The sequence below is a fragment of the Sphingopyxis sp. genome (assembly GCF_035944815.1).
GTDB lineage: Bacteria > Pseudomonadota > Alphaproteobacteria > Sphingomonadales > Sphingomonadaceae > Sphingopyxis.
The window spans coordinates 75,582-100,058 of sequence record NZ_DASZAU010000007.1 but is presented as its reverse complement, the minus strand read 5'-3'; the positions used below and the strand labels follow the sequence as shown (position 1 = coordinate 100,058).

Here is a 24,477-nt window from a genome sequence, read left to right as displayed (position 1 = left end):
TTCCCGCCCGATCAATACCGGTAATGATCGGGCTTGAACGGGCCTTCGACGGGCACACCGATATAGTCGGCCTGCTTCTGGGTCAGCTGCGACAGGTGCACGCCCAGCTTTTCGAGGTGCAGCGCCGCGACCTTTTCGTCGAGGTGCTTAGGCAGGACATAGACGTCATTCTTGTACTGCTCGCTACGCGTCCACAGCTCGATCTGCGCCAGCGTCTGGTTGGTGAAGCTCGCCGACATCACGAACGACGGGTGGCCGGTCGCGTTGCCGAGGTTCACGAGGCGGCCCTTCGACAAGATGATGATCTGCTTGCCGTCGGGGAATTCTACCAAGTCGACCTGCGGCTTCACTTCGGTCCACTTGTAGTTCGCGAGCGCCGCGATCTGGATTTCGCTGTCGAAGTGGCCGATGTTGCAGACGATCGCCATATTCTTCATCGCCGCCATATGTTCGGCGGTGATCACGTCGGCATTGCCGGTCGCGGTGACGAAGATGTCCGAACGCTTCACCGCTTCGTCCATCGACACGACCTCGAACCCTTCCATCGCCGCCTGCAGCGCGCAGATCGGGTCGATTTCGGTGACGAGGACGCGCGCGCCGCCGTTGCGGAGGCTCTGGGCGCTGCCCTTGCCGACGTCGCCGAAGCCGGCGACGGTCGCGACCTTGCCCGCGAGCATCACGTCGGTGCCGCGGCGGATCGCGTCGACCAGCGACTCTTTACAGCCATAGAGGTTGTCGAACTTCGACTTGGTGACGCTGTCGTTGACGTTGATCGCGGGGAAGGGCAGCTCGCCCTTCTTCGCGATATGGTACAGGCGGTGGACGCCGGTCGTCGTTTCTTCCGACACGCCCTTGATCGCCTTCACCGTCTTGGTGAGGTAGCCGGGGTTGGCGGCAACGAACGCCTTCAGCGCGCGCTGCATTTCGATCTCTTCCTCATTCTCGGGCGCCGGCATCGTTTCGCCGGCCTCGAGCTTCGCGCCCCACAGCGCGAACATCGTGGCGTCGCCGCCGTCGTCGAGGATCAGGTTGCACGTCGTGCCGTCTTCCACGCCCCAGTCGAAGATGCGGCCGACATAGTCCCAATAATCGGCAAGGCTTTCGCCCTTCACCGCGAACACCGGCACGCCCGACGCGGCGATCGCGGCGGCGGCATGGTCCTGCGTCGAGAAGATGTTGCACGTCGCCCAGCGGACTTCGGCGCCGAGCGCGGTCAGCGTCTCGATCAGCACCGCGGTCTGGATCGTCATGTGCAGCGAACCGGTGATGCGCGCGCCCTTCAGCGGCTGCGCCGCGCCATATTCGGCACGCAGCGCCATCAGGCCCGGCATCTCGGTTTCGGCGATGTTGATTTCCTTGCGCCCGAAATCGGCGAGGCTGATGTCGGCAACGACATAATCGCGGGCGTCGGCGGCGAGAGTGGCCACGGGGGATTCTCCATTTTGGCAATACGACCGCAGGCGAGCGGCCACGAAATATCGTGCGCGCCCTAGCCGAAACGCCGCCGCCGATCAAATATAAACTTTTCTTTATATCGCGTGCCCGGCACCGTCCGGCGACCGATGGTGCGCACACGAATCGGCGCGCAAAAAAGCGCGCCGGTGCAAAATAATTTTCGCAGGCCGCAATTGTGACAATCCGCGCCGCCCAATTGTGACACGGAGTCGCAAAGTCCAAGATTCTGAAAATCCTGACTTATAATGCGCCTTGCGTGGAGCATAATCGCTATTTGTGACAGCAATGTTACAAACCCCCGAAAACATTGACTTTTTGTACGGCGCGCGAGAAAATCACCTCAAGTTTTCGGGGAGATACGCAAGATGAAAAAAATTCTGCTGCCGCTGATCGCTCTGGCCATTTCGAGCCCCGCCGCGGCGCAATCGATCGTGGTCGTGACGGCGCCGCAAGCCGATTCGGAGGTACTGCCGGTCGCTTATGCCGAGCTGAAGGCCGGCGAAAACCAGGTCGCGATCGAAAAGCTCACCGGCGACACCCGCCTCGACGCGCGCGACCCGTCGCGCCTGATCAATCTCGGCACCGCTTATGCTCGCCTGGGTCGCACCGCCGAGGCCGCCGCCGCCTATGACTCGGCGATCGGCAGCCCGATCCGCTACGACGTCGAACTGGCGAACGGCGACTATGTCGACTCGCGCTGGGCCGCCCGCACCGCGCTCGCCAACCTCAATCAGGGCAAGCCGCTGCTCGCGCTCGCGCGCTAAGCCTCGCCGCCTTCGGTTGTCAGCAAGCGGGCGTCCACTCCCGCTTCGGCAAACGCCGCCTGCCACCGTTCGGCAGGCGGCGTTTCGAACAACAGGGCATCGCTGCCCGGCGTCACATGCCAGCCATGGCGAACCAGTTCGCCCTCGAGCTGCCCCGACGACCATCCGGCATAGCCCAACGCAACCAGCCAGCGCGACGGACCGCGCCCTTCGCCGATCGCCCGCAATATGTCGTGCGAGCTCGACACCATCCAGCGATCGCTGACCTGCACCGCGGCCTCGCCGCCCCAGTCCTTGCTATGCAGCACAAAACCGCGCGACGGCTCGACCGGCCCGCCCAGAAACACGGGCTGTTCGAGCGGCTGGTCATGCTCGATCTCGAGTTGGTCGAGCACCGCACCGACGGTCATCCCGGCGATCGGATCGGCGATACCGATTCCCATCGCCCCCTCTTCGTCGTGGCTGATCATCGCGATCACCGAATGCTCGAAACGGGGATCGCCGATGCCGGGCAGCGCGAGCAGCAATTGGCCGGTGAACCAGGTGGGCACGGTCTCCATATCGCTACAATGCCGCGACACGCCGAATGGGTCCAGCGCCTTTGCCCAATACAAAGGGTCGAATGCCGTCGTCTGCGCGGAGAACGGACGCCACCGGAGGTTTCCGGCCCGCTCAGCCGGGCCGGCGCGTCATCGCCAGCCGCATGAATTCCGCCGGGTCGGGGCTTTCGGCGAAGTTCGGCACCGCCGGGTCGATCGCGATCCAGCCGCGTTTCCGGCGGGTCCATATATGCGCGAAGGGTTCGAGGCCCGACGGATCGTCGAGCGTCCCCGCGCGCACGATCGTCATTGCGGGATAGACGGTGTTCGCATTGCACACCCGGCTGAAACAGTCGGGGCAATGGCGGTTGTTCGTCGTCCCGCCCGACGGGCGCTCGGTCGAATAGAGCACGCTGCGCCCGGTCAGCGTCAACGCGTCGGTCGACACGATGAGCTGATCGGCGAACGCGCTCGCGGTCGATTTCTGGCAGTCGAGGCAGTGGCAGCAATAGTTGAGCAGTGGCCCGTCGTGCTCGAAGCGGTAACGCAATTGGCCGCAGCGGCAGCCGCCGGTGAACTCGGTCGCCATATCAACGGAAGAAGCAGTTGGTGCCGGCGAACAGCGCGTCGATCCTCGCCGCATCGCCGGGCGCCGCGAACATGCCGCCGATGACATTGTCGCCGGTGCCGATGCTGAATTCCTCGCCCAGCGTGCTGTCCTCGAGGTCGACGATCGACACCGATTCCTTGGCCTTGGCGCGGGTCGTGCCGATGGCGATACCGCTCATCGTCGAATAGGTCGCGGCGCCGGGTTCATTGCCGAGGAACCAGCCGACGAATTTGCCGTCCTGGAAGTTGAGCGTCATCGCGTCGTAGCGGGTGAACTCCATCGTCCCCGCGCCGCATTCCTCGTTCGTGCTGCGGTCGTCTTCCGCGCCCGCGACATTGGCGAGCGCGGTTTCGGCCTGCGCGCGCGGGACGCCGAAGGCGAGCAGACTGGCCTTGCCGCTGGCCTTGTCGATGAAGCGCAGCCCCTCACCGTCGAGGCTGACCGCGGTGGTCGCGGCGTTCGGGCCATCGGCCTTCGCCTCGGGGACCGGCGGCGCGACGGGGTCGGCGTCAGCGGGTGCCTTGTCGGCGGCGGGTTTGCACGCGGCGAGCAGCGCCAACATCGCGAAGGTTGTCCACTTACGCATCGCTCGATCTCCTGCCGCGAAATATCATGACCAGTATCGCACCGAGGGTCGCGAGCGCCATATCCTTTTGCGCGTCCCAGATGTCGCCCTGTTGCCCATTGTAGCGGTCGGCGGTTTCGCCCGCCGCGACGATGGTGAGCAGCCATTCGAAGATTTCGTAGAGGCAGGATATCGCCAAGACCCAGCCGAGCACGGTCAATGCCGCGCCGCGCGGGCCGAGCCCGCCCCAACGCCGTGCGATCTCGGTCACGGGGGTCACCGACAGCGCGCCGAACGCGAAATGGACGAGGCGGTCGTAATGGTTGCGCGTCCAGCCGAAAACATCAGCGAGGCTTGTGCCGGTCAGCGCGCGCGCCCAGTCGTCATAAGGAACATTGCTGTAGGCATAGCGCCCGCCGAGCGTGTGCAGCGCCATGAAGAGGACGATGCACGCGACCGACGCGGTCGAGAGCGGCCAGCGGCGGAGCAGCCATGGCGCGGCGACGATCAGCAGCATCGTCGGGATATGCTGGAGCAGCGCGACCTCGGGATAGGGCTGGTCGATCTGCGCGAGGAGAAGCAGGACGAGAAGCGCGCCGAGAAGACGTTTTTGCGACCTGAGCTGCGACGAGCCCCCCGTCATCGACCAAAATCCGTCGGGGCATAAATGGCGGAAAACCGCCTAACTTCACTCGCAAATGCATGTATCGGGCAGGAGGTCGGGACTGATATCATGCCGACGACCTAATCCACCAAGATATTGTAGGACAGCGATTTTCGATGCGTCACCAGCGGAGCGACATGCAGCTGAGCCCTGCATCGATATGCGCGATCTGGTCGGTGGGCAGCGGGCGGATCGCGATGCCACGCGCGCCAAGCAATGCGTGCGTCGCGGACCAGCGGTCGCCGACGAGCACGGTGCCCTGAATGCGCAGGATGTTGGCGGCGGGATCTTCGCCGGGCGGGGTCGTCACGACTTCCAGCCCCTCGAACTGCGGACAAGCGGCGAGCGCGGGGACGGCGAGGATCGTGCGCGCATCGATCAGCCCGCAGCCGGTCTTGAAATGGAGGACGCCCGGCGGGGTTTCGGCGATCTCGGCGCGGATACCGAGCTGGCCGAGCAGGCTCGCCAACTCTTCGGCGCCCGTACGGTCGGTGCGCGCCGAGAGACCGATGATCACGCGGTCGGCAAGGCGCAATATGTCGCCGCCGTCGGCGTAGCCGGGGCCAGTCATTTCGAGGAGGCGGCCGTGGTGCGCGGCGAGGGGCTCGCGGATATGGTCGACCTCGCCCGCGCGGCTCGGCGCGCCGGGACGGAGCAGGATCGCACCTTCGGGAAATGTCAGCGCGACATCTTCGGTGAACAGCGCGTCGGGGAAATCATCGAGCGGTTCGAGAACCTCGACCGCGAGGCCGAGGTCGCGCAGCGTCGCGACATAGGCTTCATGCTCGGCCAGAAGGCCGTAGAAGTCGGGATCGGGACCGCCGTCGGCGCGGATACCCTTGACCGCCGACCGCGCGGGGGCGCGGCAAAGGGCACGGGTGAAGGCATAGGGACTGGTCATGCGCCATCCCTACCCGTTCGCATCCCGAAGTCGAGATGCGAACGGAGAGAGGATCGGGCTCAGCCCTTCTTGAGGTGGCGACGGCCGAGAAGTTCGGCGATCTGCACCGCGTTCAGCGCCGCGCCCTTGCGCAGGTTATCGCTGACGCACCAGAGGTTGAGGCCGTTTTCGACCGTTGGGTCTTCGCGAACGCGCGACACGAAGGTTGCGAAATCGCCGACGCATTCGACGGGGGTGATGTAGCCGCCGTCCTCGCGCTTGTCGTGGAGCACGACGCCGGGGGCTTCGCGCAGGATGCGCTGTGCGTCCTCGGCCGACAGTTCATCCTCCATCTCGATGTTGATCGCTTCGCTATGGCCGACGAAGACCGGAACGCGGACGCAGGTCGCGGTGACCTTGATCTTCGGATCGAGGATCTTCTTGGTCTCGACGACCATCTTCCACTCCTCCTTGGTCGAGCCGTCGTCGAGGAATTTGTCGATGTGCGGGATGACGTTGAACGCGATCTGCTTGGTGAATTTCTGCACGTCCTTCTCGTCGCCGACAAAGATCTGGCGCGTCTGGTTCCACAGCTCGTCCATGCCCGCCTTGCCCGCGCCCGACACCGACTGATAGGTCGAGACGACGACGCGCTTGATCTTTGCCGCGTCGTGGAGCGGCTTCAGCGCGACGACCATCTGCGCGGTCGAGCAATTGGGGTTCGCGATGATATTCTTCTTCGTATAGCCGTCGATCGCGTCGGGGTTCACTTCGGGCACGATCAGCGGCACGTCGGGGTCCATGCGATAGAGCGACGAATTGTCGATCACGACGCAGCCCGCCGCGGCGGCCTTGGGCGCGTGGATCGCGGTCGCGTCGCTGCCGATAGCGAAAATCGCCATGTCCCAGCCCGACCAGTCGAAATTCTCGATATTCTGGCACTTCACGGTTTTACCGGTATCGCCGATTTCGATCTCGTCGCCCTGGCTGCGCGACGATGCGACCGCCGCCAGTTCGTCGTAGGGAAATTCGCGCTCGGCGAGAATGGCGAGCACTTCGCGCCCGACATTGCCCGTGGCTCCGGCGACTACGATACGATAACCCATTTACTCACTCCTCAGTGCAAATACTCGGTTGAAAACATTGCAATATTCAGACTTTCCAGCGGAAATGGCCGGTCAGCTTGTGCTTGAACAGCGCATCCTCCTCGCGCGTCCCGCCCCCGATATTGTGGAGCACGAGCGGCACGCCGGTCGTATCCTTGCGGTCCGACACGATGCCCGTGTGCGGCAGGCGGCCGCCGACCATCTGGGTGAAGATGTCGCCCGGACGCCAGTCGGCAGGATCGTCGGTGACAGGCAGCGAAGCGCGCTGTCGCCGCCAAAAGGTCGCGAGATTGGGCACGCGGCGGTGGTCGATGTTGCGGTCGGGGCGGCCGAGCCCCCAGTTTTTCGGATAGGCCCCGAAGTTGGCGCGCATGTCGGCATTTACAAGGGCCTGGAGATCGGCGCCAAGCGCATCGCGAAAGGCGCGGATCACGACATCGGTGCACACGCCCTTCGCGCGGTCGACATCGCCGTTCGGGAAACGCAGTACGGTATAGGCGGGGTCATAGGTCAGCGTGACGCCGACCTGACGCCGCGCCGCCGCCACGACGCGCTGCGCATTGGTGAGCGCCATCGCCTCGCCTGACACGCCAAAGGCAAGTACCGCGCCGAGGAAGGCGCGCCGTGTCGGCTGGAACGGGAGGACGGACGCTTGCATCAAATTCGCTTTGCCCAAAAGAAAACGACCGGCTCTGCCTGTTGGCGGAACCGGTCGTTTTTGAAAGCTGTTTCGGCTTTGGGTGAGAGAAGCTCTCCTTAGCCTTCGCCGGCTTCCGACCGGTATTCGCGGCGCTCCGCAATACGCGCCGATTTACCAGTGCGGCCACGAAGATAGTAAAGCTTCGCACGACGCACGGCACCCTTGCGGATGACGGTAATCGAGTCGATGTTGGGCGAATAGAGCGGGAACACGCGCTCGACACCTTCGCCGAACGACATTTTGCGCACGGTGAAGTTGGAGCCCATGCCCTTGTTCGAGCGTGCAATGCACACGCCTTCGAAATTCTGGACGCGGGTGCGTTCGCCTTCGACCACCTTCACGCCGACTTTCAGCGTGTCGCCGGGACGGAAGGTCGGAATGGTCTTGCCAGCCTTGGCAATTTCTTCGGCTTCGATCGTCTGGATGAGGTTCATGTCCTCTAGTCCTTTTCTTTTCGCCGCGCGCCAGAGGCAGGCCCAACCCGAGCGCCCTCATGGCGCTCCCAAAGGTCCGGCCTGCGTAACCGTGTATGATCTTCCGCCTGTCGTTTCCGCCAGGCCGCGATCTTCGCATGATCCCCCGATCGCAGCACTTCGGGGATCGTGCGCCCTTCCCAAGTAACGGGCCGGGTATAGTGCGGATATTCGAGCAAACCGTTTTCGAACGATTCGTCGTCCCCGCTTGAAGCCGCGCCCATTACGCCGGGAAGCAGCCGAATGCAAGCGTCGAGCAGCAGCAGCGCGCCCATCTCCCCGCCCGACAAGATGATGTCGCCCATCGACACTTGTTCGATCGGCCGCGCGTCGAAGATACGTTCGTCGAATCCCTCGAAGCGGCCGCAGAGGATGATCGCGCCGGGGCCCGACGCAAGCTGCCGCACGCGCGCCTGCGTGATCGGCGCGCCGCGCGGGGTCATCGCGAGGATCGGGAGGTCCGGGTGCGCGGCTGCCGCATGGTCGATCGCGGCGCCGAGCACATCGGCCTTGAGCACCATCCCCGCCCCGCCGCCGGCGGGCGTGTCATCGACGGTGCGATGCTTGTCGGTCGCGAAATCGCGAATCTGCACCGGAGCGCAATGCCAAGTCCCGCTTTCGAGCGCGCGCCCCGCCATGCTGTGCCCCAGCGGGCCGGGGAACATATCGGGGTAGAGGGTGAGCGGGACGGCGGTGAAGGTCATTGGGAGTTCTTCGGCTTGATCATGAACGTCGCAATGAATGCGCCAAAAAAGGCGAACGGAATCATTAACATCGCCATATATCCAACGAGCCACAGGAATTCCGTGGCGGTGGTTGTCTCGTCGCGCATGAATGACAGCCCGAATGCCAATAGGGCAAAAGAGAAGGCAACGCTTGGGACGAGCGAAGCCAGATATGCCATAAAGCGCCTTCGGACAATAAAGAGCCCGATGGCGCCAAACAGAATGCCAGCGACGATCATTATTGATCCCAAAATGGCGAATGCGGTGAGAGTAGCCATCACTGCTTGACCATATTCGGATTATCACCGCGCAAATCGACAACCAAACTCATAGCGGTGGCTCCCATAGCGCGTCGGGGAGCAGGTGGCGATCCTTGCCGATTTCGGCGTGAAGCCACTCGCGAAAGCGTTCGATCTTGCGCACCCCGACCCGATTCTCGCGGTGGACGAGCCACATGCCAGACGACGGCGAGACATAGAGCGTATCGAACGGCTGGACCATGCGGCCGCTCGCGAGGTCGGTCTGCCAATAGAGCGGCGTCATCATCGCGACGCCGAAGCCCGCCTGCACCGCGCTCGCTTCCTGCAACTGGCTGTCGAGTTCAATCCCCCGCCGCGACGGCACCGGCGGCGTTTTTACTCCCGCCAGCGCGAACCACTCGGCCCACCAGCTGTCGTTCGGCGCGAGCCGCTGCGCGCGCAGCAGGTCGGCGGGCTCGGTTATGCCATGTTCTTCGATAAAGGCGGGTGAGGCGATCGGCGCGAGATACTGACGCATCAGGAAATCGCTGCGCAGCCCCGGCCACACCCCCTTACCGATGCGGATGGCGACATCGACATTCGAAGCGTCGAAGTCGACGAGCTCGTTACTCATCGACATCCGCACCGCGAGTTCGGGATATAGGAGCTGGAAGCTACCGATGCGCGCGCTGAGCCAGGTGCCGCCGAAGCTGGTGGCAGCGTTGATCGTCAACACATCGGCCTCGTCGCTGCCGAGCGCAGCGAAGGCGTCACCCATCGTCGCAAAGGCGTTGCTGATCGCGGGGAGCAGCCGCTGCCCCGTTTCGGAGAGCCGCACGCGTCCCTTCTCGCGCACGAAGAGCGCGCGGCCGAGCCGGTCCTCCAATTGGCGGATTTGATAACTGACCGCCGCCTGCGTCAGCCCCAGCTCCTCGGCGGCGCGCGAGAAATTCTGCAAACGACCGGCGGCTTCGAAGGTGCGTATGGCAGCGAGGGGCGGCAGGCGGGACACGCCTTCTTATAAGCCTGACTTATACCATGGTCTACGCCTTTTGTTGGCGGCACGGCACGAAAAGGCGCATTCAGGCTGCACCAAGCGAAAGGAGATGAACGATGAAAGACGAGCAATTCATGCGCGTTTGGAATGACGGTCATGATCATTTCAGCGCCGATATCACCCGCGCCATCAAATGGCTGGCCGAACCCTTTCGCCGCATGGGCGAATATATGGGTCCGGCAAGCGCGCCGGGCGAAGACAGTTTCTTCACCCGCGCCGCCGCGCGTTGCGGCATCAGCCCGCGCCGCGCGCGATAATTCCCTGCCCCCTCTCAAAAGGTCCAGGGCGAAACGGGGTGGAGCCGCCCCCTTGCAAGCTCCACCCCGTTCATTTTTCGGGCGGAACGACGCGAAAGCGTAGCGCCTGGATCGTCGCCGGCACGGTCGGCGCGAGCAGCAGCATCCCGTCCAGCTTGCCCTTGTCGCAATTGAGCCGGAAGGCCGCCGACATCGCGCCCATGGGCGCGAGCGGTTCGTCGGACGGACAGGCACCGACCTCGGCCTTCAGCTTCGCCAGTTCGGCTTTCCAATTTTCGGCCGAGCGATCCAACAGGAAATTCATCGCGAGCCGCCCCTGCAACGGGCCAAGATCGCCCGCAGTATAGGCCGCCCTCGCTGCCGCATAGGCTTCGGCCACTTCGGGCGAAACCGGCTCGTCGCGCCGTGCGAGCAACCCCGCCTTGTCCATCACCACCGCCGTATCCCAGGCCGGTGCCGACGGCCCCGCATAGGTGCGGTTCGCGAGTGCGAAAACACCGACGCCGCGATCGGGCATCAGCATCACATGGCTGCCATAGCCCGGATAGCCGCCGCCGTGCGCCAGCGTGAGGCCGAGGTCGCAATCCTGTGCGACGCGCCAGCCCATGCCATAGGCGGCGGCCTGTTTGCACGCCGTGGCGCCGCTGGCGCCGATGCGGTTCGTCACCGATACGAAGTTCAGCCCCTGCGCGATCTCGCGCACCGTCGACCGTTTGACCGGGCCGGTGTCGGCATCGTCGCGCGGGGGCCAGGCGGAGAGCAGGAAGGCGACCCATTTGGCATAGTCGTTCGCGCTGACCTGCAAGCCCCCCATCGCGTTGAACGCGCCGTCGGCCATTTCGGGCTCGGCGGTCCATTTCTCATTTTCCCAGCGATAGCCGAGCGCGTAGCGCGCCTTGGGCGCTTTCGGCGCGTCGAAGCCGCTGCTCGTCATGCCGAGCGGGGTCAGGATCGTCTGCCGGACATAGTCGGTATAGGGCATGCCCGACGCGTTGGCGACGATGCGGCCGAGCAAGGCGTAGCCGAAGTTCGAATATTCATGTTGGCTCTGCGGCACGCGGCTGAATGGCACGCCCGCGGCGATCATCTTCGTAAAATCGGCCTGCGGCAGCACCTGCTGCCGGTCGCCCCACGGATCGTCGGTGACGAAGCCGCCGACATGCTGGAGCAGGTCGCGCACCCGGATGCGCGGGCTGTCCTTCGTCGGATAGGTCCAGCCCCTCATTTCGGGCACATATTGCTCGGCAAGGTCATCCAGGCGAAGCTTTCCATCGTCGCGCAGCTTCAGGATCGACAGCGCGGTGAAGGCCTTGGTCATCGACGCGATGCGGAACAGGCTGTCGGGGGTAACAGGACGCTTGTCATCGATATTCTGGACGCCGATGCCCTTCACATAGGCCAGCCTGCCATCCTTGACGACGCCATAGACGATGCCGGGGATATGCTGGTCGGCCTGATATTTCGCGAAGAGCGCGTCGATCTCGGGCGCGAGTTGGTCGAGGGTCTTGGGGGCGGGCTCTTGCGCCTGCGCAGAAAGTGGCGCCAAAAGCAGGGCGAGGAAAAGTCCGGTTTTCAAGCGCATGAAATCCCCCTTCAGGATGTCATGGGGCTATCATTTGCGCCCTATCGTCGCAACATCGCTATCGGGCGCGCCCGGTGCGCAGCGCGATCGCCCAATCGCTTCGCCCTTCGGCCTCCGCCTTGCGCGCGGCGGCCTCATGGTCATAAGCGACGGCGACCAGATCGACATGAAGCGTGTCGCCGTCGACCACGGCATAGCGCGCCGCGGGCGATCCGGTTTCCATCACATGATAGTGCGGCCGGTCCCAGTCATAGGCGGGGAGCCCGACGCTGCCCGGATTGGCGACCGTGCGGCCATCGGCCAGCTTCACCTGAAGCGGAACATGGGTATGTCCGCACAGGACAAGCCGTTCGTCGCGGCCGGCCACACGCGCGGCGACGGCATCGGCCGGCGTATCGCTCACTCCCGCTTCACCGACGTCGTGGAGCATATAGTCGAGATCGCTGTGAAGCGTCCCGTGGCACAGATAGATGTCGGGCCGCCACGCGAGCACCGGCGGCAGCGTCCGGAGCCACGCGCGTTCGCCCTCGCCGATCGCGGCGTCGGCAAAACGGTCCGAATCGCCCATTTGATCGCGCGTCTGCGTCAGTAACTGGCGCTCATGGTTGCCGGCGATCGTGGGCCATTCGAGCGGGCGCAGATAGGCGGCGGTTTCGACCGGCCATAACGGCCCCGACAGGATATCGCCCAGATTGATGAAGGTGGTGCACCCACGCCGCCTTGCACCGTCGACGCACGCCTCGAGCGCGGGGAGGTTGCCGTGGATATCCGAAAGAACGGCGATCCGCTTCATTCGATATAGTCGCGCGAAATCACAACCTGCTCGCCCCATTCGGGAACGGCCTTCTCGGTCATCGGGACCATGAAGCGCTTGCGGTCGGGCTTTTCGATTTCGAGGATGTCGCCCGCACCGAAATTCTCGACCGCGGCGACATGGCCGATCGCCGTGCCGTCGGTCGACACGCACGGCAGGCCGAGCAGGTCGTGGTGGTAATATTCGCCCTCGCCCAGCGCGGGCAGCGCCGAGCGCGGCACCGTGAGCACCGTTCCGCGCAAGGCCTCGGCGGCGCTGCGGTCGGTGATTTCGGCGAAGGTCGCGACCGCGCCCTGATTGGCGGGACGCACCGATTTGAGCGTCAGCTTGCTTGTCCCAGCGTCAAAAACGGAAAAGGCGCGGAGAGCCTCCGCGCCTTCGCCGAACAGTTTGAGACGCACCTCGCCCCGTACCCCGTGCGCGCCGGCGATGGCGGCGAGGGTGACGGGGCGTTGTGCGTCGGCCAAGGCTTAGCCTTCGGCCTTTTCTTCGCCAGCCTCAGCAGCCGGAGCTTCTTCGGCTTCGGCAGCGACCGGGCCGCCTTCGGCGACTTCTTCGGCGATCGCGGTCGCGTCGTCAGCAGTCGCGTCGGCCGGGGTTTCGTCGGCGACGGCTTCGGCGACGGCTTCGGCGGTTTCTTCGCTCTTCACCGAACCGGTTGCGTCCGATTCAGCGGCCTCGGGAGCGGCAGCTTCTTCAGCCGGAGCTTCGACTTCGGGTTCCGGCGCCGGAGCAGCGGCAGCGGCTGCTGCGGCTTCTTCGGCGTCAGCCAGCTTCTGCGCCTTTTCTTCGGCGCGTTCCTTGGCCTTTTCGCCGGGAACAGCCTTGTTCGGGTTGTTGCGCGCGGCGCGTTCGAGGACGCCCGCGGCGTCGAGGAAGCGGGCAACGCGGTCGGTCGGCTGCGCGCCAACCGAAACCCAGTGCTTCGCACGGTCGGCGTCGAGCTTCACGCGCTCCGGATTGTCCTTGGCGAGCAGCGGGTTGTAGCTGCCGATACGCTCGATGAAGCGGCCGTCGCGCGGGCTGCGCGAATCGGCGACGACGATCTTGTAATAAGGACGCTTTTTCGAACCGCCGCGTGCGAGGCGAATAGAGGTAGCCATGATATTTTCCTTCAGGGTTTAACGTTCAAATTCGGGTGTAATTACTTCTTTTTATTCATCAGATTGGCGAGTTCGGGCGGGATCGATCCGCCTCCACCGAGACCCGGGAGGCCTCCGCCGCCACCCATTCCGCCCATTCCGGGAATGCCGCCGCCCTTGCCGAACAGCGCGCCGAGGCCCTTGAGCCCGCCCATCTTGCGGATCTTCTTCATCGCGCTGGCCATTTCCTGATGCATCTTCAGCACCCGGTTGACCTGCTGCACCGTCGTGCCCGACCCGTTTGCGATACGGATCTTGCGCTTCGCGGTCAGGATTTCGGGCTTCGCGCGTTCCTTGGGGGTCATCGATCCCATGATCGCGTCGAAGTGGACGAGCATCTTGTCGTCGGCCCCGCCCGCAGCCATCTGCGCCTGCGCCTTCTTGATCCCGGGGATCATGCCGGCGAGCGCGCCGAGGCCGCCCATGCGGCGCATCTGGTTCAATTGCGTGCGAAGGTCGTTGAGGTCGAACTGGCCCTTGGCCATCTTCACCGCCATCGCCTCGGCCTCTTCGGCCTGGATCGTTTCGGCGGCGCGTTCGACGAGGCTGACGACGTCGCCCATGCCGAGGATGCGGCCCGCGATGCGCGAGGGCTGGAAGAGTTCGAGCCCGTCGAGCTTTTCGCCGGTGCCCGCGAATTTGATCGGCTTGCCGGTGACGGCGCGCATCGAGAGCGCGGCACCACCGCGCGCGTCGCCGTCCATACGCGTGAGCACGACGCCGGTGAGCGGCACCTGATCGGTAAAGCGCTGCGCGACCTGCACCGCGTCCTGCCCGGTCAGGCTGTCGACGACGAGCAGGGTTTCGGCGGGGTTCGCCGTGCGCGACACCGCCTGCATCTCGTCCATCAGCTGCTGGTCGACGTGGAGGCGGCCCGCGGTGTCGAGCATCAGGACGTCATAGCCCTGCAGCTTCGCCGCCTGCATGGCGCGCTGCGCGATCTCGACCGGCTGCTGCCCCGCAACGATCGGCAGCGTCGCGACGTCGATCTGCTGGCCGAGGACGGCGAGCTGTTCCTGCGCGGCGGGGCGATTGACGTCGAGCGACGCCATCAGCACCTTCTTGCGCTCTTTTTCCTTGAGCCGCTTCGCGATCTTCGCGGTCGTCGTCGTCTTGCCCGAGCCCTGAAGGCCGATCATCATGATCACGGCGGGCGGGGAGACGGCAAGGTCGAGCTCGGCGGTTTCGGAGCCGAGCATCTCGGTCAGCGCGTCGCTGACAATCTTGACCACCTGCTGGCCCGGGGTGACCGAGCGCAGGACATTCTGGCCGATCGCGAGTTCGGTGACCTGATCGACGAAGCTGCGCACGACGGGCAGGGCAACGTCGGCTTCGAGCAGGGCGATTCGCACTTCGCGCATCGCGGCGCGCACGTCGGCCTCGGTCAGCGCGCCGCGGCCGCGGAGCTTCCCGAAAACATCGCCAAGCCGATTGCTCAGACTGTCGAACATGCGCCTCAAATCCTTGTTTTCGAGGCCCGCAACGCAAAAGACGCCGGTGAGCGAAACCTCGCCAACCAGCGGCTATCCGTGGACAGACTTACCGTCGCGGACATCGATAATCCGTGCGCAAGATGCGCGCGAACGCGGCGGCCTCTACACAAATATCCATATATTGGCAAGCAAGCGCCGCGAAGCCCCATTTAACGCAAATTTCACCGCTCTGCGCGCATTATGGCGGCGATGGTGGGGAAATTCATATGAGCGCGACATCGAAGCAGTTGGACCGCAGCGAAGGTGCCCGACGCGAGATCGTCGCCGGCGGCGTCGTCGTCGCCGCAATCCTGCTGTTCGTCGGGACGGGCAGCAATGTGATGCAGGCGGTCGTCCAGACGCTGATCGGCCTCGGCGGCGGTCCCGACCGCGCGCTGGCCGCGGCGCTGGTGCTGAACGTCGCGCTGATCCTGTTCGGATGGCGCCGCTACAAGGACCTCAATCGCGAAATCCGCGAGCGCACCGAGGCCGAGCAGCGCGCCCGCTACCTTGCCGACACCGATCCGCTGACCGGCTTTCTCAACCGGCGCGCGCTGCTCGCAACGGGACAGCGCCAGATCGCGGAAGCGATCGCCGACAGGCGGCAGGTCGCGCTGTTCCTGCTCGACCTCGACCATTTCAAGACCGTCAACGATATCCATGGCCACGCCGCCGGCGACCGCGTGCTGCAGGTCGCGGCCGAGCGCATTTCGGCCATCCTGCCGCCAAACGCCACCAAGGCGCGGCTGGGCGGCGACGAATTCGTCGCGATGCTCGCCTTCGACCCCGCCGCGCGCGCCGACATCGACGCGCTGGCCGCCGAACTGGTGACGACGCTCGACAATTCGGTGAACCACGACGGCCAGCAGATTCGTATCGGCGCCTCGCTCGGCATATCGCTCGCAAGCGATACCAGCATCACGATGGAAACGATGGTCCGCCAGGCCGATATTGCGATGTATCATTGCAAGGATGAAGGCCGGAACCGCCATATCTGGTTCGAACCGGGCATGGAAATGGCGGTGCAGGTCCGCAACCAGATCGAGACCGGCATCCGCGAAGGCATGCCGCGCGGCGAGTTCGTCCCCCATTTCGAACCGCAAGTCGATATCGCCAGCGGGCGCCTGCTCGGCTTCGAGATGCTGATGCGCTGGGAATCGCCCGAATATGGCATGATCCCGCCCGAACGCTTCATCCCGGTTGCCGAGGAAAGCGGGATGATCGGCGAATTGTCGCTGCAGGTCATCCGCCACGCGATGGAAATTGCCAAGCGCTGGGACCCGTCGATCATGCTCGCGGTGAACATCTCGCCGCAGCAATTGAAGGATCCGTGGTTCAGCCAGAAGCTGACCAAACTGCTCGTCGAAACGGGCTTCCCCGCGAGCCAGCTCGAGGTGGAAATCACCGAAAGCTCGTTGTTCGAGAATCTGCCGCTCGTCCGCTCGATCGTCACCAGCCTCAAGAATCAGGGCGTGTCCTTGAGCCTCGACGATTTCGGCACCGGTTACAGCTCGCTGTCGCACTTGCGCGCACTCCCCTTCGACCGGATCAAGATCGACCGCAGCTTCATCGCCGCGATGCGCGGCAGCCCCGATGCGCAGGCGATCGTCGTCGCGATCGTACGACTGGGCGAAAGCCTGGCGATGCCGATCACCGCCGAGGGCGTCGAGGACGAGGCGACCGCGCTCGAACTGACGCGGCTCGGCTGCTCGAAGGGGCAGGGCTGGTATTTCGGCCGCGCCGCATCGGCCGCCGACACCGATCGCCTGCTTGCCGAACGCGGACTGCTGCGCGCGCCGATGGTGCCGCCCGCTCCGCCCGAGGCCGGCGAGGACGAACCGCTGCGCAAGACGGCGTGATGCCGCCGCATCGCTAGACTTCGCGCCCCCGCACCCTTACATGCGCGGACTATGGCAGACCGCTTCACCAAGATGCACGGCCTCGGCAACGACTTCGTCGTGATCGACGCGCGCGCGAATGCCGTCGAAATGACGCCGGCACGCGCGCATGCGATCGCCGACCGGCGCCACGGCATCGGGTGCGACCAGCTGATCTTGCTCGAACCGTCTAACAGCGCCGATGTGAAGATGCGCATCTTCAACGCCGACGGCGGCGAAGTCGAGGCGTGCGGCAATGCCACGCGCTGCGTCGCGACGCTGATCGGCAAGCCCGCGGTGATCGAGACGCTGGGCGGCATGCTGCGCGTCACGCCGGCCGACGGCGGCGCCGAAGTCGTGCTGGGCGAGCCGGTGTTCGACTGGGAGCATATCCCGCTCGCGATGCCGATGGACACGCGCGACATGCCCGTCGCGTGGGACGAGCTCGAACATGGCGCCGGGGTCAATGTCGGCAATCCGCATATCGTCTTTTTCGTGCCCGAGGCCGATGCCGTCGCGCTCGACGAACTCGGCCCGCGGATCGAGACCGACCCGCTGTTTCCCGAACGCGTCAACGTCAATGTCGCGAGCCTCGACGGCGAAAACCAGCTGCAGCTGCGCGTCTGGGAACGCGGCGTCGGCCTCACGCAGGCGTGCGGCACGGGCGCGTGCGCGACCGCGGTCGCTGCGATCCGTGCGGGGCTGGTCCAGTCGCCGGTGACGGTGTCGCTGCCCGGCGGCGACCTGGTCATCCGCTGGGCGCCCGGCGAGCCGATCGTGATGAGCGGTGCCGCAACGCGCGTGTACGAGGGCGAGACCGACTGGGCGCAGTTCGGATGAGCATCCCTCTCGTCGACCGGCAAGAGGTCGTCAATTTCGGCTGCCGGCTCAACATCGCCGAGGGTGAAGGGGTTCGTGCGGCCGTCAAGGCTGCGGGTGCTCGCGACACGATCGTTTTCAACAGCTGCGCGGTGACCGACGAAGCGGTGCGGCAGGCGCGACAGGCGGTGCGGCGCGCGCTGCGTGAGCGGCCGGACGCCGAGGTGGTTGTGACCGGGTGCGCGGCGGAACTGGAGCGCGATGCCTTTGCCGCGATGGGCGCGCGGGTGGTGAGCAACAACGCCAAGGGTTTGGCCGAGAGCTATCGCATCGAAGAACAGAACGGTGCTTCGACAAGCTCAGCACGAACGGGTTTAGCGGATGGATCAACCCATCAACCGTTTGCCCTGAGCTTGTCGAAGGGCCGCCCTTATTCTCCAGCCCTTTCGGGCGCAGACCACGCACGCGCCTTCCTCGGCGTGCAGACCGGTTGCTCGCATAGCTGTACCTTTTGCGCGACGGTGATGGCGCGCGGGACGGCGCGCTCGGCGAGCGTGGAAGATGTTCTCGCTTCCGCAAGCACCGCGCTCGACCGCGGGCAGCGCGAGATCATCCTGACCGGGGTCGATCTGGCCAGCTATGGCGATGACAGCGGCACGACATTGGCCGCGCTGGTCGAGGCAATGCTGGCGCTACCGGTCGAACGCCTCCGCCTTTCGTCGCTCGACCCGGACCGGATCGACGATGCGCTGTTCGCGCTGCTGACGCAGGAAGCGCGCGTGATGCCGCATGTCCATCTGTCGCTGCAGGCGGGCGACGATATGGTGTTGACGCGCATGAAACGCCGCCACCGCCGCGCCGACGCCGTGCGCCTGATCGAACGGCTGAAGGCCGCGCGCGCCGACATTGCGATCGGCGCCGACCTGATCGCGGGTTTCCCGACCGAAGATACGGCGATGTTCGCGAACTCGCTGGCGCTGATCGACGATTGCGACATCGTCTTCGGCCATATCTTTCCCTACAGCCCGCGCGCCGGCACACCCGCCGCGCTCATGCCGCAGGTCGGGCGCGCCATCGCGCGCGAACGCGCGGCGACGCTGCGCGAGGCCAACGCGCGGCGGCGGCAGGACTGGCTGGATGTGCAGACCGGCCGCACCGCATCGATGCTCGTCGAGCGCGACGGCAGGACGGGTCATGCCGAAAATTTCGCCGCCGTGAGGCTCACCGCACCCGCGGCGCCCGGCACCATCATTGACGTGCGCCTCGGGGTGCGCGACGGCGACCGCATGGTCGCCACTCCCCTGCAAGCAAAGGACATCGCCGCATGACCGGCAAAAGCTGGAGCGAAAGGCTGCTCGGCGGATTTCGCCGTACCTCCGAACGGCTCGGCGAGAATCTCGCCGGGCTGACCGGCAAGGCGCGGCTCGACGAGGATGATCTCGACCGGATCGAGGAAGCGCTGATCACCGCCGACCTCGGCCCTGCGATGGCCGACCGCATCCGCGACCGCCTTGCCGAACGGCGCGACATCGCCGCGAACGGCACCGAGGAACTGCGCAAAATCGTCGCCGAGGAAATCGCCGCAGTGCTGCGCCCGGTCGCCGAACCGCTCGACATCGACGCCTTTCCGCGCCCGCAGGTCATCCTCGTGATCGGGGTCAACGGGTCGGGCAAGACCACGACCATCGCCAAGCTCGCGCATCTGTTCCAGGAACAGGATTATGGCGTAATGCTCGTCGCGGGCGACACCTTCCGCGCTGCGGCGATCGGGCAACTCAAGGTCTGGGCCGAACGGCTCGGCGTACCGATCATGGCGGGTCCAGAAGGCGGCGACAGCGCGGGCATCGTGTTCGACGCGGTGAAGCAGGCGACCGCGACGGGCATCGACGTGCTGATCGTCGACACCGCCGGGCGGCTCCAGAACAAGCGCGAGCTGATGGACGAGCTTGCCAAGATCAAGCGCGTGCTCGGCCGGCTCAACCCGGCGGCGCCGCACGATGTCGTACTGGTGCTCGATGCGACGACGGGGCAGAATGCGCTGTCGCAGATCGACGTGTTCCGCGAGGTCGCGGGCGTCACCGGCCTCGTGATGACCAAGCTCGACGGCACCGCGCGCGGCGGTGTGCTCGTGTCCGCCGCCGAACGCCACGGGCTTCCCATTCATGCGATCGGCATCGGTGAAACCATCGACGACCTTCGCCCGTTCGATGCGGACGAGATCGCAGGCATCATTGCAGGAAATATCAGATGAGCGATCAGCTCCCGACCGGCCCCGAAGCCGTCCCCGCGCCACCGCCCGCCAAGCACGGCATGCTCAATTTCGTAATCGATTTCGGGCCTTTGCTTGTCTTCTTCCTTGCCTATAAATTCTCGTCGGGCGGCGAAGGCGCATTTGCGGCAACGACCGCAGCGATCAAGGGCACCGTCGCCTTCATGGTCGCGATCATCATCGCGATGCTCGTGTCGAAATGGAAACTCGGCAAGATTTCGCCGATGCTGTGGATGTCGAGCATCCTCGTGCTCGGTTTCGGCGCGCTGACGATCTGGTTCCACGACGAGCGTTTCATCGTGATGAAGCCGACGATCATCTATGCCGCGTTCGCGATGCTGTTGCTCGGCGGATACTGGTTCAAGAAGCCGATGCTCAAATATCTGCTGCAATCGGCGCTCGAGGGTTTGACCGACCGCGGCTGGCTGCTCCTGTCGCGCAACTGGGGACTCTTCTTTGCCGCGCTCGGCATCGCCAACCATGTGATGTACGAGATGATCCAGGCGAAGCAGATGAGCTTCGACCTGTGGCTGACGATCAAGGTGTGGGGCGTCACCGCGCTCTCCTTCCTCTTCACCTTCAGCCAGGTGCCCGTGATGCTCAAGAACGGGCTCGCGGTGCCCGAACAGGCTGCGACCGACAAAAATTGATGCATTTCCCTCGCGGGCTGGCATAGCTGCGTCACCGGCACCGGGTCGCACGCGGGCGCCGCGATAAACAGGGGGAACTGCCATGGACAAATTTTTCGGAAATCTGCACGCGGTACTCGGCACCGGGCTGGTGCTCGCGATCATCCTGATGCTGTGCCTCAACGGCCAGAATTTCGAGGATGGCATCGCCGCGGGCAATGCGATCATGCGCTGGCTGCACACCTTCTTCGGCGTGCTGTGGATCGGCCTGCTCTATTATTTCAACTTCGTCCAGATCCCGACGATGCCGAAAATTCCGGCCGAACTGAAACCCGCCGTCGGCAAGCATATCGCACCCGCCGCGCTGTTCTGGTTCCGCTGGGCGGCGCTGGCCACCGTGCTGCTGGGCCTCGCGATCGCGGGTCACGCCAAATATCTGGCGCCCGCGCTCGGCCTGCAGGACCCGTATAAGCTGATCGGCGTCGGCATGTGGCTGGGCCTGATCATGGCGTTCAACGTCTGGTTCGTGATCTGGCCGAACCAGAAGAAGGCGCTGGGCATCGTCGAAGCCGACGACGCGACCAAGGCCAAGGCCGCGAAGACCGCGATGATCTTTTCGCGGACCAACACCTTGCTGTCGATCCCGATGCTCTATGCGATGGTGAACGCCAACCTCGGCTGAATTCGGGTCAATCGAAGCAAAGGGGCGCTCCGGGAAACCGGGGCGCCCTTTTCGCTTCAGCTCTCGATCGCCGCCTTGTGCATGCGGCCGTTCATCACATAATGCGCGACGCCCAGTTGCATCCCGACGGCCTGCGCATCGTCGATTTCGCGCACACGCCGCGCGGGCGAACCCGCCCAGAGTTCGCGGTCCGGTATTTCCTTATTCTCGGTGAGCAGCGCCCCCGCGGCCAGCATCGCGTCGCTCCCGATGCGGCAGCCGTTCATCACCGTCGCCTTCAGCCCGACGAACGCCCTGTCCGCCAGCATGCAGCCATGCACCATCGCCATATGGCCGATCAGCACATCCTCGCCGATGATCGTCGGAAATCCCTCCGGCCGGTGCGGCATCGGGCCGTCGCAATGGACGACGCTGCCGTCCTGGATGTTCGACCGCGCGCCGACGACGATGCGGCTGACGTCGGCGCGCAGGACGCAATTATACCAGATGCTGACGTCGGGCCCGATCGTCACGTCGCCGATGATCCGGCATCCGGGCGCGATGAAGGCGCTCGGGTCGATCTGCGGCGTCTTGCCGTTTACGCTGATGATGCTGACGTCGTTAGAGCGTGATGACATGATATTGTTCCACCGTGATTGCCCCCGGAAGTTCGCCGGCAAGAAGCGTCTCGCAGGCTGGGCCGGTTGCCCAGACCAGAGACGCGCCGCCGTCCGGCGGGCTTCCGGGGGCAACCCCTACGGGGCGGGCCGATTTTGGCCGATTGCTGCGTTGCTCGTCGCGCACGATGAACCACATCGCACCTCTCCTCGCGCCTTGCACTCGGCCAAAATCGGCTCCGTCGCGGCGGATCAATATCATGTCATCACGCTCCAGTTCATTCGTCACGTTTCCCGATGATGTGATCCCAGAGCAGGACCGGCAACGTCGAGGCATAGTCGTCGGTCCAGCGTTCGAAATTCGGCCGCGATTCGAGCGCGACCCATGCGCCGTCCAGCGACGCTTCGGTGCGTGGGCGGATGCCGCCCGTCAATTGCTGCATCCGCTGCGGCGTCGCGGTCAGCGCGACCCAGTTCGACCCGGTCAGATCGCCATAATCGTCGCCGATCGGGCCGGGATCCATGCGGATCGCCGCCGACCAGCCGCGCGCCCGCGCTTCCTCGGCGAGCACGGGTTGCAGCCCGAAGAAGCGGTTCGAGATATGGATCAGCAGGATGCCGTCGGGTTTCATCGCGCGCTGATAGATGCCGATCGCTTCCTTGGTGAGCAGGTGGAGCGGGATCGCATCCGACGAAAAAGCGTCGATGACGATGATGTCGAAGCGCCCCGCCGGCTGTTTTGCGATCTGAAGCCGCGCATCGCCGATCACGATCGGGGTGTTGCCGGCACAGTCGGACAGGAAGGTGAATTTCGCCGGATCGCGCGCGATCTCGACCATCGCCGGATCGATTTCGAAAATCGTCCATTGCTGCCCTGGCTTGCGGTAACAGGCGAGCGTTCCCGCCCCCAGGCCGACGATCCCGATCGAAGCATGGGGTCCCGCGAGCGCTTCCGCCTTGTCGAGCGTCAGCCCGACGCCGGATTTGTGGCCATAATAGGTGGTCGGATCGCGCCGGTGCTCGGCGTCGGTGCGCTGCAGTCCGTGCAGCGTCGTACCGTGCGCGAGGCGGCGCTGGTTCGAGGCCGGATAGTCGGTGACTGTATAGACACCGAAATAACTGCGCACGCGCGCGCCGGTAAAGCTTTCCTGGATCGTGTCCCAGCCGCCGACGCCGATCATCAACAGCGCGAGCACCGACACAAAGGCCCAGCGCCAGCCGACAACGAGGATACCGATCGCGAAGATCGTCAGCCCCCATGCGGCGGTCGAACCGTCGAGCAGCCCGGTCCATTTGCCGACCATATGCTGCGCTGCGAACATCGCGACCGCGATCAGGAGCAGGAGGACGAGCCGTACAGTCCGCGGTTCGAGTTTCAGCCATTTGTCCCACGGGAACAGCGCGGGCAGCGGCAGCAGCGCCGCCGCCGCGAGGATCAGGATCGGATGCTCGTAAACCCAGTCGAACAGCAAAGGCGCGAACAGCGCAGCGAACAGTCCGCCGAGCACGCCGCCCGCCGACATGATGAGATAGAAGAGTGTCAGATGCTGCGTCGCGGGACGAAGATGATAGAGATAGCCGTGGAGCGCGGTCGCGACGACGAACAACATCGCAAGGCTGGCAAGCGCGATCGTCATCGACCCGCCGCCCGAGCTCAAAAGCCCCAGTCCGCCGACAGCGAGCAGGATCACCGGCGCGATCAGCGTGATGATCTGCGTGGGCCGCTCCATCGTCGAAAAGGCGATCACGAAGCTCAAGAGATAAAGACCGAGCGGAAGCACCCAGAGCAGCGGCATCGCTACGATGTCGGTGGTGAGGTGCGTCGTCGTCGACAGCATCAACCCCGACGGGACCGCGGCAATGAGCAACCAGTGGATCTGACGCCGCCAGCTCGGCCGGGGCTCGTCGCCAGCCCCTGCGCTATTATCGGCGATCTCGGCAGACCCGTGCCAGCGCGCCGCGGCGCTTGCCGCAACGAGCAGCACGAGCAGCGCATAGCCTGCGGTCCAGCCCCAGCTTTGCGCGGCGAGCGGCAAGGTCGGCTCGACGAAGGCCGGATAGCTGATGAGCCCTGCGAAGCTGCCGAGGTTCGAGGCGGCGTAAAGATAATAAGGATCGCCCGCACGGCTGTCGGCCGCGAACCAGCGCTGCATCAGCGGCGCCTGCGCCGAAACGACGAAGAAGACGGGGCCGATCGATGCGAGCAAGAGCAAGGGCACCCACAGCGCCTCCTGCCCCGCCGCCGGCGGGGCGATCTGTGCGATGCCGATCGGAAGCCACAGCGCGGCGACGAGGAACAGCGCCAGATGGATGATCGCCTGCTTCCGCACCGCGAAGCGGCCGAGCCAGTGCGCATAGGCATAGCCGCCGAGCAGCAACGCCTGATAGACGAGCATCGCGCTATTCCACACCGCCGGTGCGCCGCCAAGCCGCGGCAGCACCATCCGCGCCACCATCGGCTGGACCTGGAAGAGCAGGAAGCTGCCGACCAGGATGGTCAACACGAAAAGCCAGCGGCGCGGTGTGCCTGTCATCAAATCCCCACTTTTCCGGTTGCCGAT

General features: G+C 64.9%; 27 protein-coding genes and 1 pseudogene. 9 read left to right on the top strand and 19 right to left on the bottom strand.

Annotated elements, in window-relative coordinates:
- Positions 1 to 11: 11 nt before the first annotated feature.
- A complete protein-coding gene (gene ahcY / locus VGU00_RS10295) occupies positions 12 to 1,427 on the bottom strand; it encodes an adenosylhomocysteinase (RefSeq protein ID WP_327468147.1) in 1,416 nt (471 codons plus the stop codon).
- Between the two features lie 393 nt (positions 1,428 to 1,820).
- Here ahcY and VGU00_RS10290 point away from each other — a divergent pair, with 393 nt between their 5' ends.
- A complete protein-coding gene (locus tag VGU00_RS10290) occupies positions 1,821 to 2,219 on the top strand; it encodes a hypothetical protein (RefSeq protein WP_327468146.1) in 399 nt (132 codons plus the stop codon).
- On the opposite strand, the gene VGU00_RS10285 is transcribed toward VGU00_RS10290, so the two are convergent.
- The 11 genes from VGU00_RS10285 to VGU00_RS10235 form a co-directional block, all read right to left on the bottom strand.
- Positions 2,216 to 2,779: a YqgE/AlgH family protein gene (locus VGU00_RS10285; RefSeq protein ID WP_327468144.1), complete on the bottom strand. Its 564-nt coding sequence runs from the start codon at positions 2,777 to 2,779 to the stop codon at positions 2,216 to 2,218. The genes VGU00_RS10290 and VGU00_RS10285 overlap by 4 nt on opposite strands.
- A 112-nt stretch (positions 2,780 to 2,891) precedes the next feature.
- Positions 2,892 to 3,347, bottom strand: a complete 456-nt coding sequence (locus VGU00_RS10280; protein WP_327468142.1) for a GFA family protein — start codon at positions 3,345 to 3,347, stop codon at positions 2,892 to 2,894.
- A 1-nt stretch (position 3,348) separates the two neighbouring features.
- On the bottom strand, positions 3,349 to 3,954 hold the full coding sequence (locus VGU00_RS10275) for a hypothetical protein (RefSeq protein WP_327468140.1): 606 nt from the start codon (positions 3,952 to 3,954) through the stop codon (positions 3,349 to 3,351).
- The gene (locus tag VGU00_RS10270) at positions 3,947 to 4,576 is read right to left on the bottom strand and encodes a DUF2238 domain-containing protein (protein ID WP_327468138.1); all 630 of its coding nucleotides are present in this window, start codon (positions 4,574 to 4,576) and stop codon (positions 3,947 to 3,949) included. The genes VGU00_RS10275 and VGU00_RS10270 overlap by 8 nt, the downstream gene beginning before the upstream one ends.
- A gap of 142 nt (positions 4,577 to 4,718) precedes the next feature.
- Positions 4,719 to 5,498 (bottom strand): arginine deiminase family protein, encoded by a 780-nt coding sequence (locus VGU00_RS10265; RefSeq protein WP_327468136.1) that lies wholly within the window; start codon positions 5,496 to 5,498, stop codon positions 4,719 to 4,721.
- Between the two features lie 59 nt (positions 5,499 to 5,557).
- Entirely contained in the window at positions 5,558 to 6,583 is a 1,026-nt protein-coding gene (locus tag VGU00_RS10260; protein WP_327468134.1) for an aspartate-semialdehyde dehydrogenase, read from the bottom strand.
- A 46-nt stretch (positions 6,584 to 6,629) separates the two neighbouring features.
- Positions 6,630 to 7,241: a DUF1287 domain-containing protein gene (locus VGU00_RS10255; RefSeq protein ID WP_327468133.1), complete on the bottom strand. Its 612-nt coding sequence runs from the start codon at positions 7,239 to 7,241 to the stop codon at positions 6,630 to 6,632.
- Positions 7,242 to 7,339: 98 nt separating this feature from the next.
- Positions 7,340 to 7,717 carry a 50S ribosomal protein L19 gene (gene rplS / locus VGU00_RS10250; protein ID WP_137891798.1) on the bottom strand — a complete coding sequence of 126 codons (378 nt, stop codon included), beginning with the start codon at positions 7,715 to 7,717 and terminating at the stop codon, positions 7,340 to 7,342.
- A gap of 5 nt (positions 7,718 to 7,722) precedes the next feature.
- Complete coding sequence (gene trmD / locus VGU00_RS10245; protein ID WP_327468129.1) at positions 7,723 to 8,460, bottom strand: tRNA (guanosine(37)-N1)-methyltransferase TrmD; 738 nt, start codon at positions 8,458 to 8,460, stop codon at positions 7,723 to 7,725.
- Complete coding sequence (locus VGU00_RS10240) at positions 8,457 to 8,759, bottom strand: hypothetical protein (protein ID WP_327468127.1); 303 nt, start codon at positions 8,757 to 8,759, stop codon at positions 8,457 to 8,459. Before VGU00_RS10240 ends, trmD begins: the two co-directional genes overlap by 4 nt.
- A 49-nt stretch (positions 8,760 to 8,808) precedes the next feature.
- Complete coding sequence (locus VGU00_RS10235) at positions 8,809 to 9,732, bottom strand: LysR substrate-binding domain-containing protein (RefSeq protein ID WP_327468125.1); 924 nt, start codon at positions 9,730 to 9,732, stop codon at positions 8,809 to 8,811.
- A gap of 101 nt (positions 9,733 to 9,833) precedes the next feature.
- Here VGU00_RS10235 and VGU00_RS10230 point away from each other — a divergent pair, with 101 nt between their 5' ends.
- Positions 9,834 to 10,034 carry a hypothetical protein gene (locus tag VGU00_RS10230; RefSeq protein WP_294030529.1) on the top strand — a complete coding sequence of 67 codons (201 nt, stop codon included), beginning with the start codon at positions 9,834 to 9,836 and terminating at the stop codon, positions 10,032 to 10,034.
- A 70-nt stretch (positions 10,035 to 10,104) separates the two neighbouring features.
- Here the strand turns inward: VGU00_RS10230 and VGU00_RS10225 are convergent, their stop codons facing one another.
- The 5 genes and pseudogenes from VGU00_RS10225 to ffh all read right to left on the bottom strand — a co-directional run bounded on the left by VGU00_RS10225 (position 10,105) and on the right by ffh (position 15,023).
- A complete protein-coding gene (locus VGU00_RS10225) occupies positions 10,105 to 11,580 on the bottom strand; it encodes a serine hydrolase domain-containing protein (protein ID WP_327468120.1) in 1,476 nt (491 codons plus the stop codon).
- 94 nt (positions 11,581 to 11,674) lie between these two features.
- Positions 11,675 to 12,409 (bottom strand): metallophosphoesterase family protein, encoded by a 735-nt coding sequence (locus VGU00_RS10220; protein WP_327468119.1) that lies wholly within the window; start codon positions 12,407 to 12,409, stop codon positions 11,675 to 11,677.
- Positions 12,406 to 12,897 carry a ribosome maturation factor RimM gene (gene rimM / locus VGU00_RS10215; protein WP_327468117.1) on the bottom strand — a complete coding sequence of 164 codons (492 nt, stop codon included), beginning with the start codon at positions 12,895 to 12,897 and terminating at the stop codon, positions 12,406 to 12,408. The genes VGU00_RS10220 and rimM overlap by 4 nt, the downstream gene beginning before the upstream one ends.
- Before the next feature lie 198 nt (positions 12,898 to 13,095).
- Positions 13,096 to 13,533: pseudogene (rpsP, locus tag VGU00_RS10210) on the bottom strand (30S ribosomal protein S16); the annotation flags it as partial.
- A 41-nt stretch (positions 13,534 to 13,574) separates the two neighbouring features.
- Positions 13,575 to 15,023 (bottom strand): signal recognition particle protein, encoded by a 1,449-nt coding sequence (gene ffh, locus VGU00_RS10205; protein WP_327468115.1) that lies wholly within the window; start codon positions 15,021 to 15,023, stop codon positions 13,575 to 13,577.
- Positions 15,024 to 15,271: 248 nt separating this feature from the next.
- On the opposite strand from ffh, the gene VGU00_RS10200 reads away from it, so the two are divergent.
- From VGU00_RS10200 to VGU00_RS10175, 6 genes are all read left to right on the top strand, one after another.
- Positions 15,272 to 16,903 (top strand): putative bifunctional diguanylate cyclase/phosphodiesterase, encoded by a 1,632-nt coding sequence (locus tag VGU00_RS10200; protein ID WP_327468113.1) that lies wholly within the window; start codon positions 15,272 to 15,274, stop codon positions 16,901 to 16,903.
- A 51-nt stretch (positions 16,904 to 16,954) separates the two neighbouring features.
- Positions 16,955 to 17,761, top strand: coding sequence for a diaminopimelate epimerase (gene dapF / locus VGU00_RS10195; protein WP_327468111.1), 807 nt, complete (start codon positions 16,955 to 16,957; stop codon positions 17,759 to 17,761).
- Positions 17,758 to 19,068, top strand: a complete 1,311-nt coding sequence (locus VGU00_RS10190) for a MiaB/RimO family radical SAM methylthiotransferase (protein ID WP_327468109.1) — start codon at positions 17,758 to 17,760, stop codon at positions 19,066 to 19,068. Before dapF ends, VGU00_RS10190 begins: the two co-directional genes overlap by 4 nt.
- The gene (ftsY, locus tag VGU00_RS10185; RefSeq protein WP_327468107.1) at positions 19,065 to 19,991 is read left to right on the top strand and encodes a signal recognition particle-docking protein FtsY; all 927 of its coding nucleotides are present in this window, start codon (positions 19,065 to 19,067) and stop codon (positions 19,989 to 19,991) included. Before VGU00_RS10190 ends, ftsY begins: the two co-directional genes overlap by 4 nt.
- The gene (locus tag VGU00_RS10180) at positions 19,988 to 20,659 is read left to right on the top strand and encodes an inner membrane-spanning protein YciB (protein ID WP_327468105.1); all 672 of its coding nucleotides are present in this window, start codon (positions 19,988 to 19,990) and stop codon (positions 20,657 to 20,659) included. The genes ftsY and VGU00_RS10180 overlap by 4 nt, the downstream gene beginning before the upstream one ends.
- A gap of 82 nt (positions 20,660 to 20,741) precedes the next feature.
- Positions 20,742 to 21,320 (top strand): urate hydroxylase PuuD, encoded by a 579-nt coding sequence (locus VGU00_RS10175; RefSeq protein ID WP_327468103.1) that lies wholly within the window; start codon positions 20,742 to 20,744, stop codon positions 21,318 to 21,320.
- Between the two features lie 56 nt (positions 21,321 to 21,376).
- On the opposite strand, the gene VGU00_RS10170 is transcribed toward VGU00_RS10175, so the two are convergent.
- Entirely contained in the window at positions 21,377 to 21,937 is a 561-nt protein-coding gene (locus tag VGU00_RS10170; RefSeq protein ID WP_327468101.1) for a gamma carbonic anhydrase family protein, read from the bottom strand.
- Between VGU00_RS10170 and VGU00_RS10165 the strand changes: the two genes are divergently transcribed.
- Positions 21,936 to 22,217 (top strand): hypothetical protein, encoded by a 282-nt coding sequence (locus VGU00_RS10165; RefSeq protein ID WP_327468255.1) that lies wholly within the window; start codon positions 21,936 to 21,938, stop codon positions 22,215 to 22,217. The two genes, VGU00_RS10170 and VGU00_RS10165, sit on opposite strands and share 2 nt — an antisense overlap.
- Here VGU00_RS10165 and VGU00_RS10160 read toward each other — a convergent pair.
- Complete coding sequence (locus tag VGU00_RS10160) at positions 22,195 to 24,450, bottom strand: fused MFS/spermidine synthase (RefSeq protein ID WP_327468099.1); 2,256 nt, start codon at positions 24,448 to 24,450, stop codon at positions 22,195 to 22,197. The two genes, VGU00_RS10165 and VGU00_RS10160, sit on opposite strands and share 23 nt — an antisense overlap.
- Between the last annotated feature and the right edge of the window lie 27 nt (positions 24,451 to 24,477).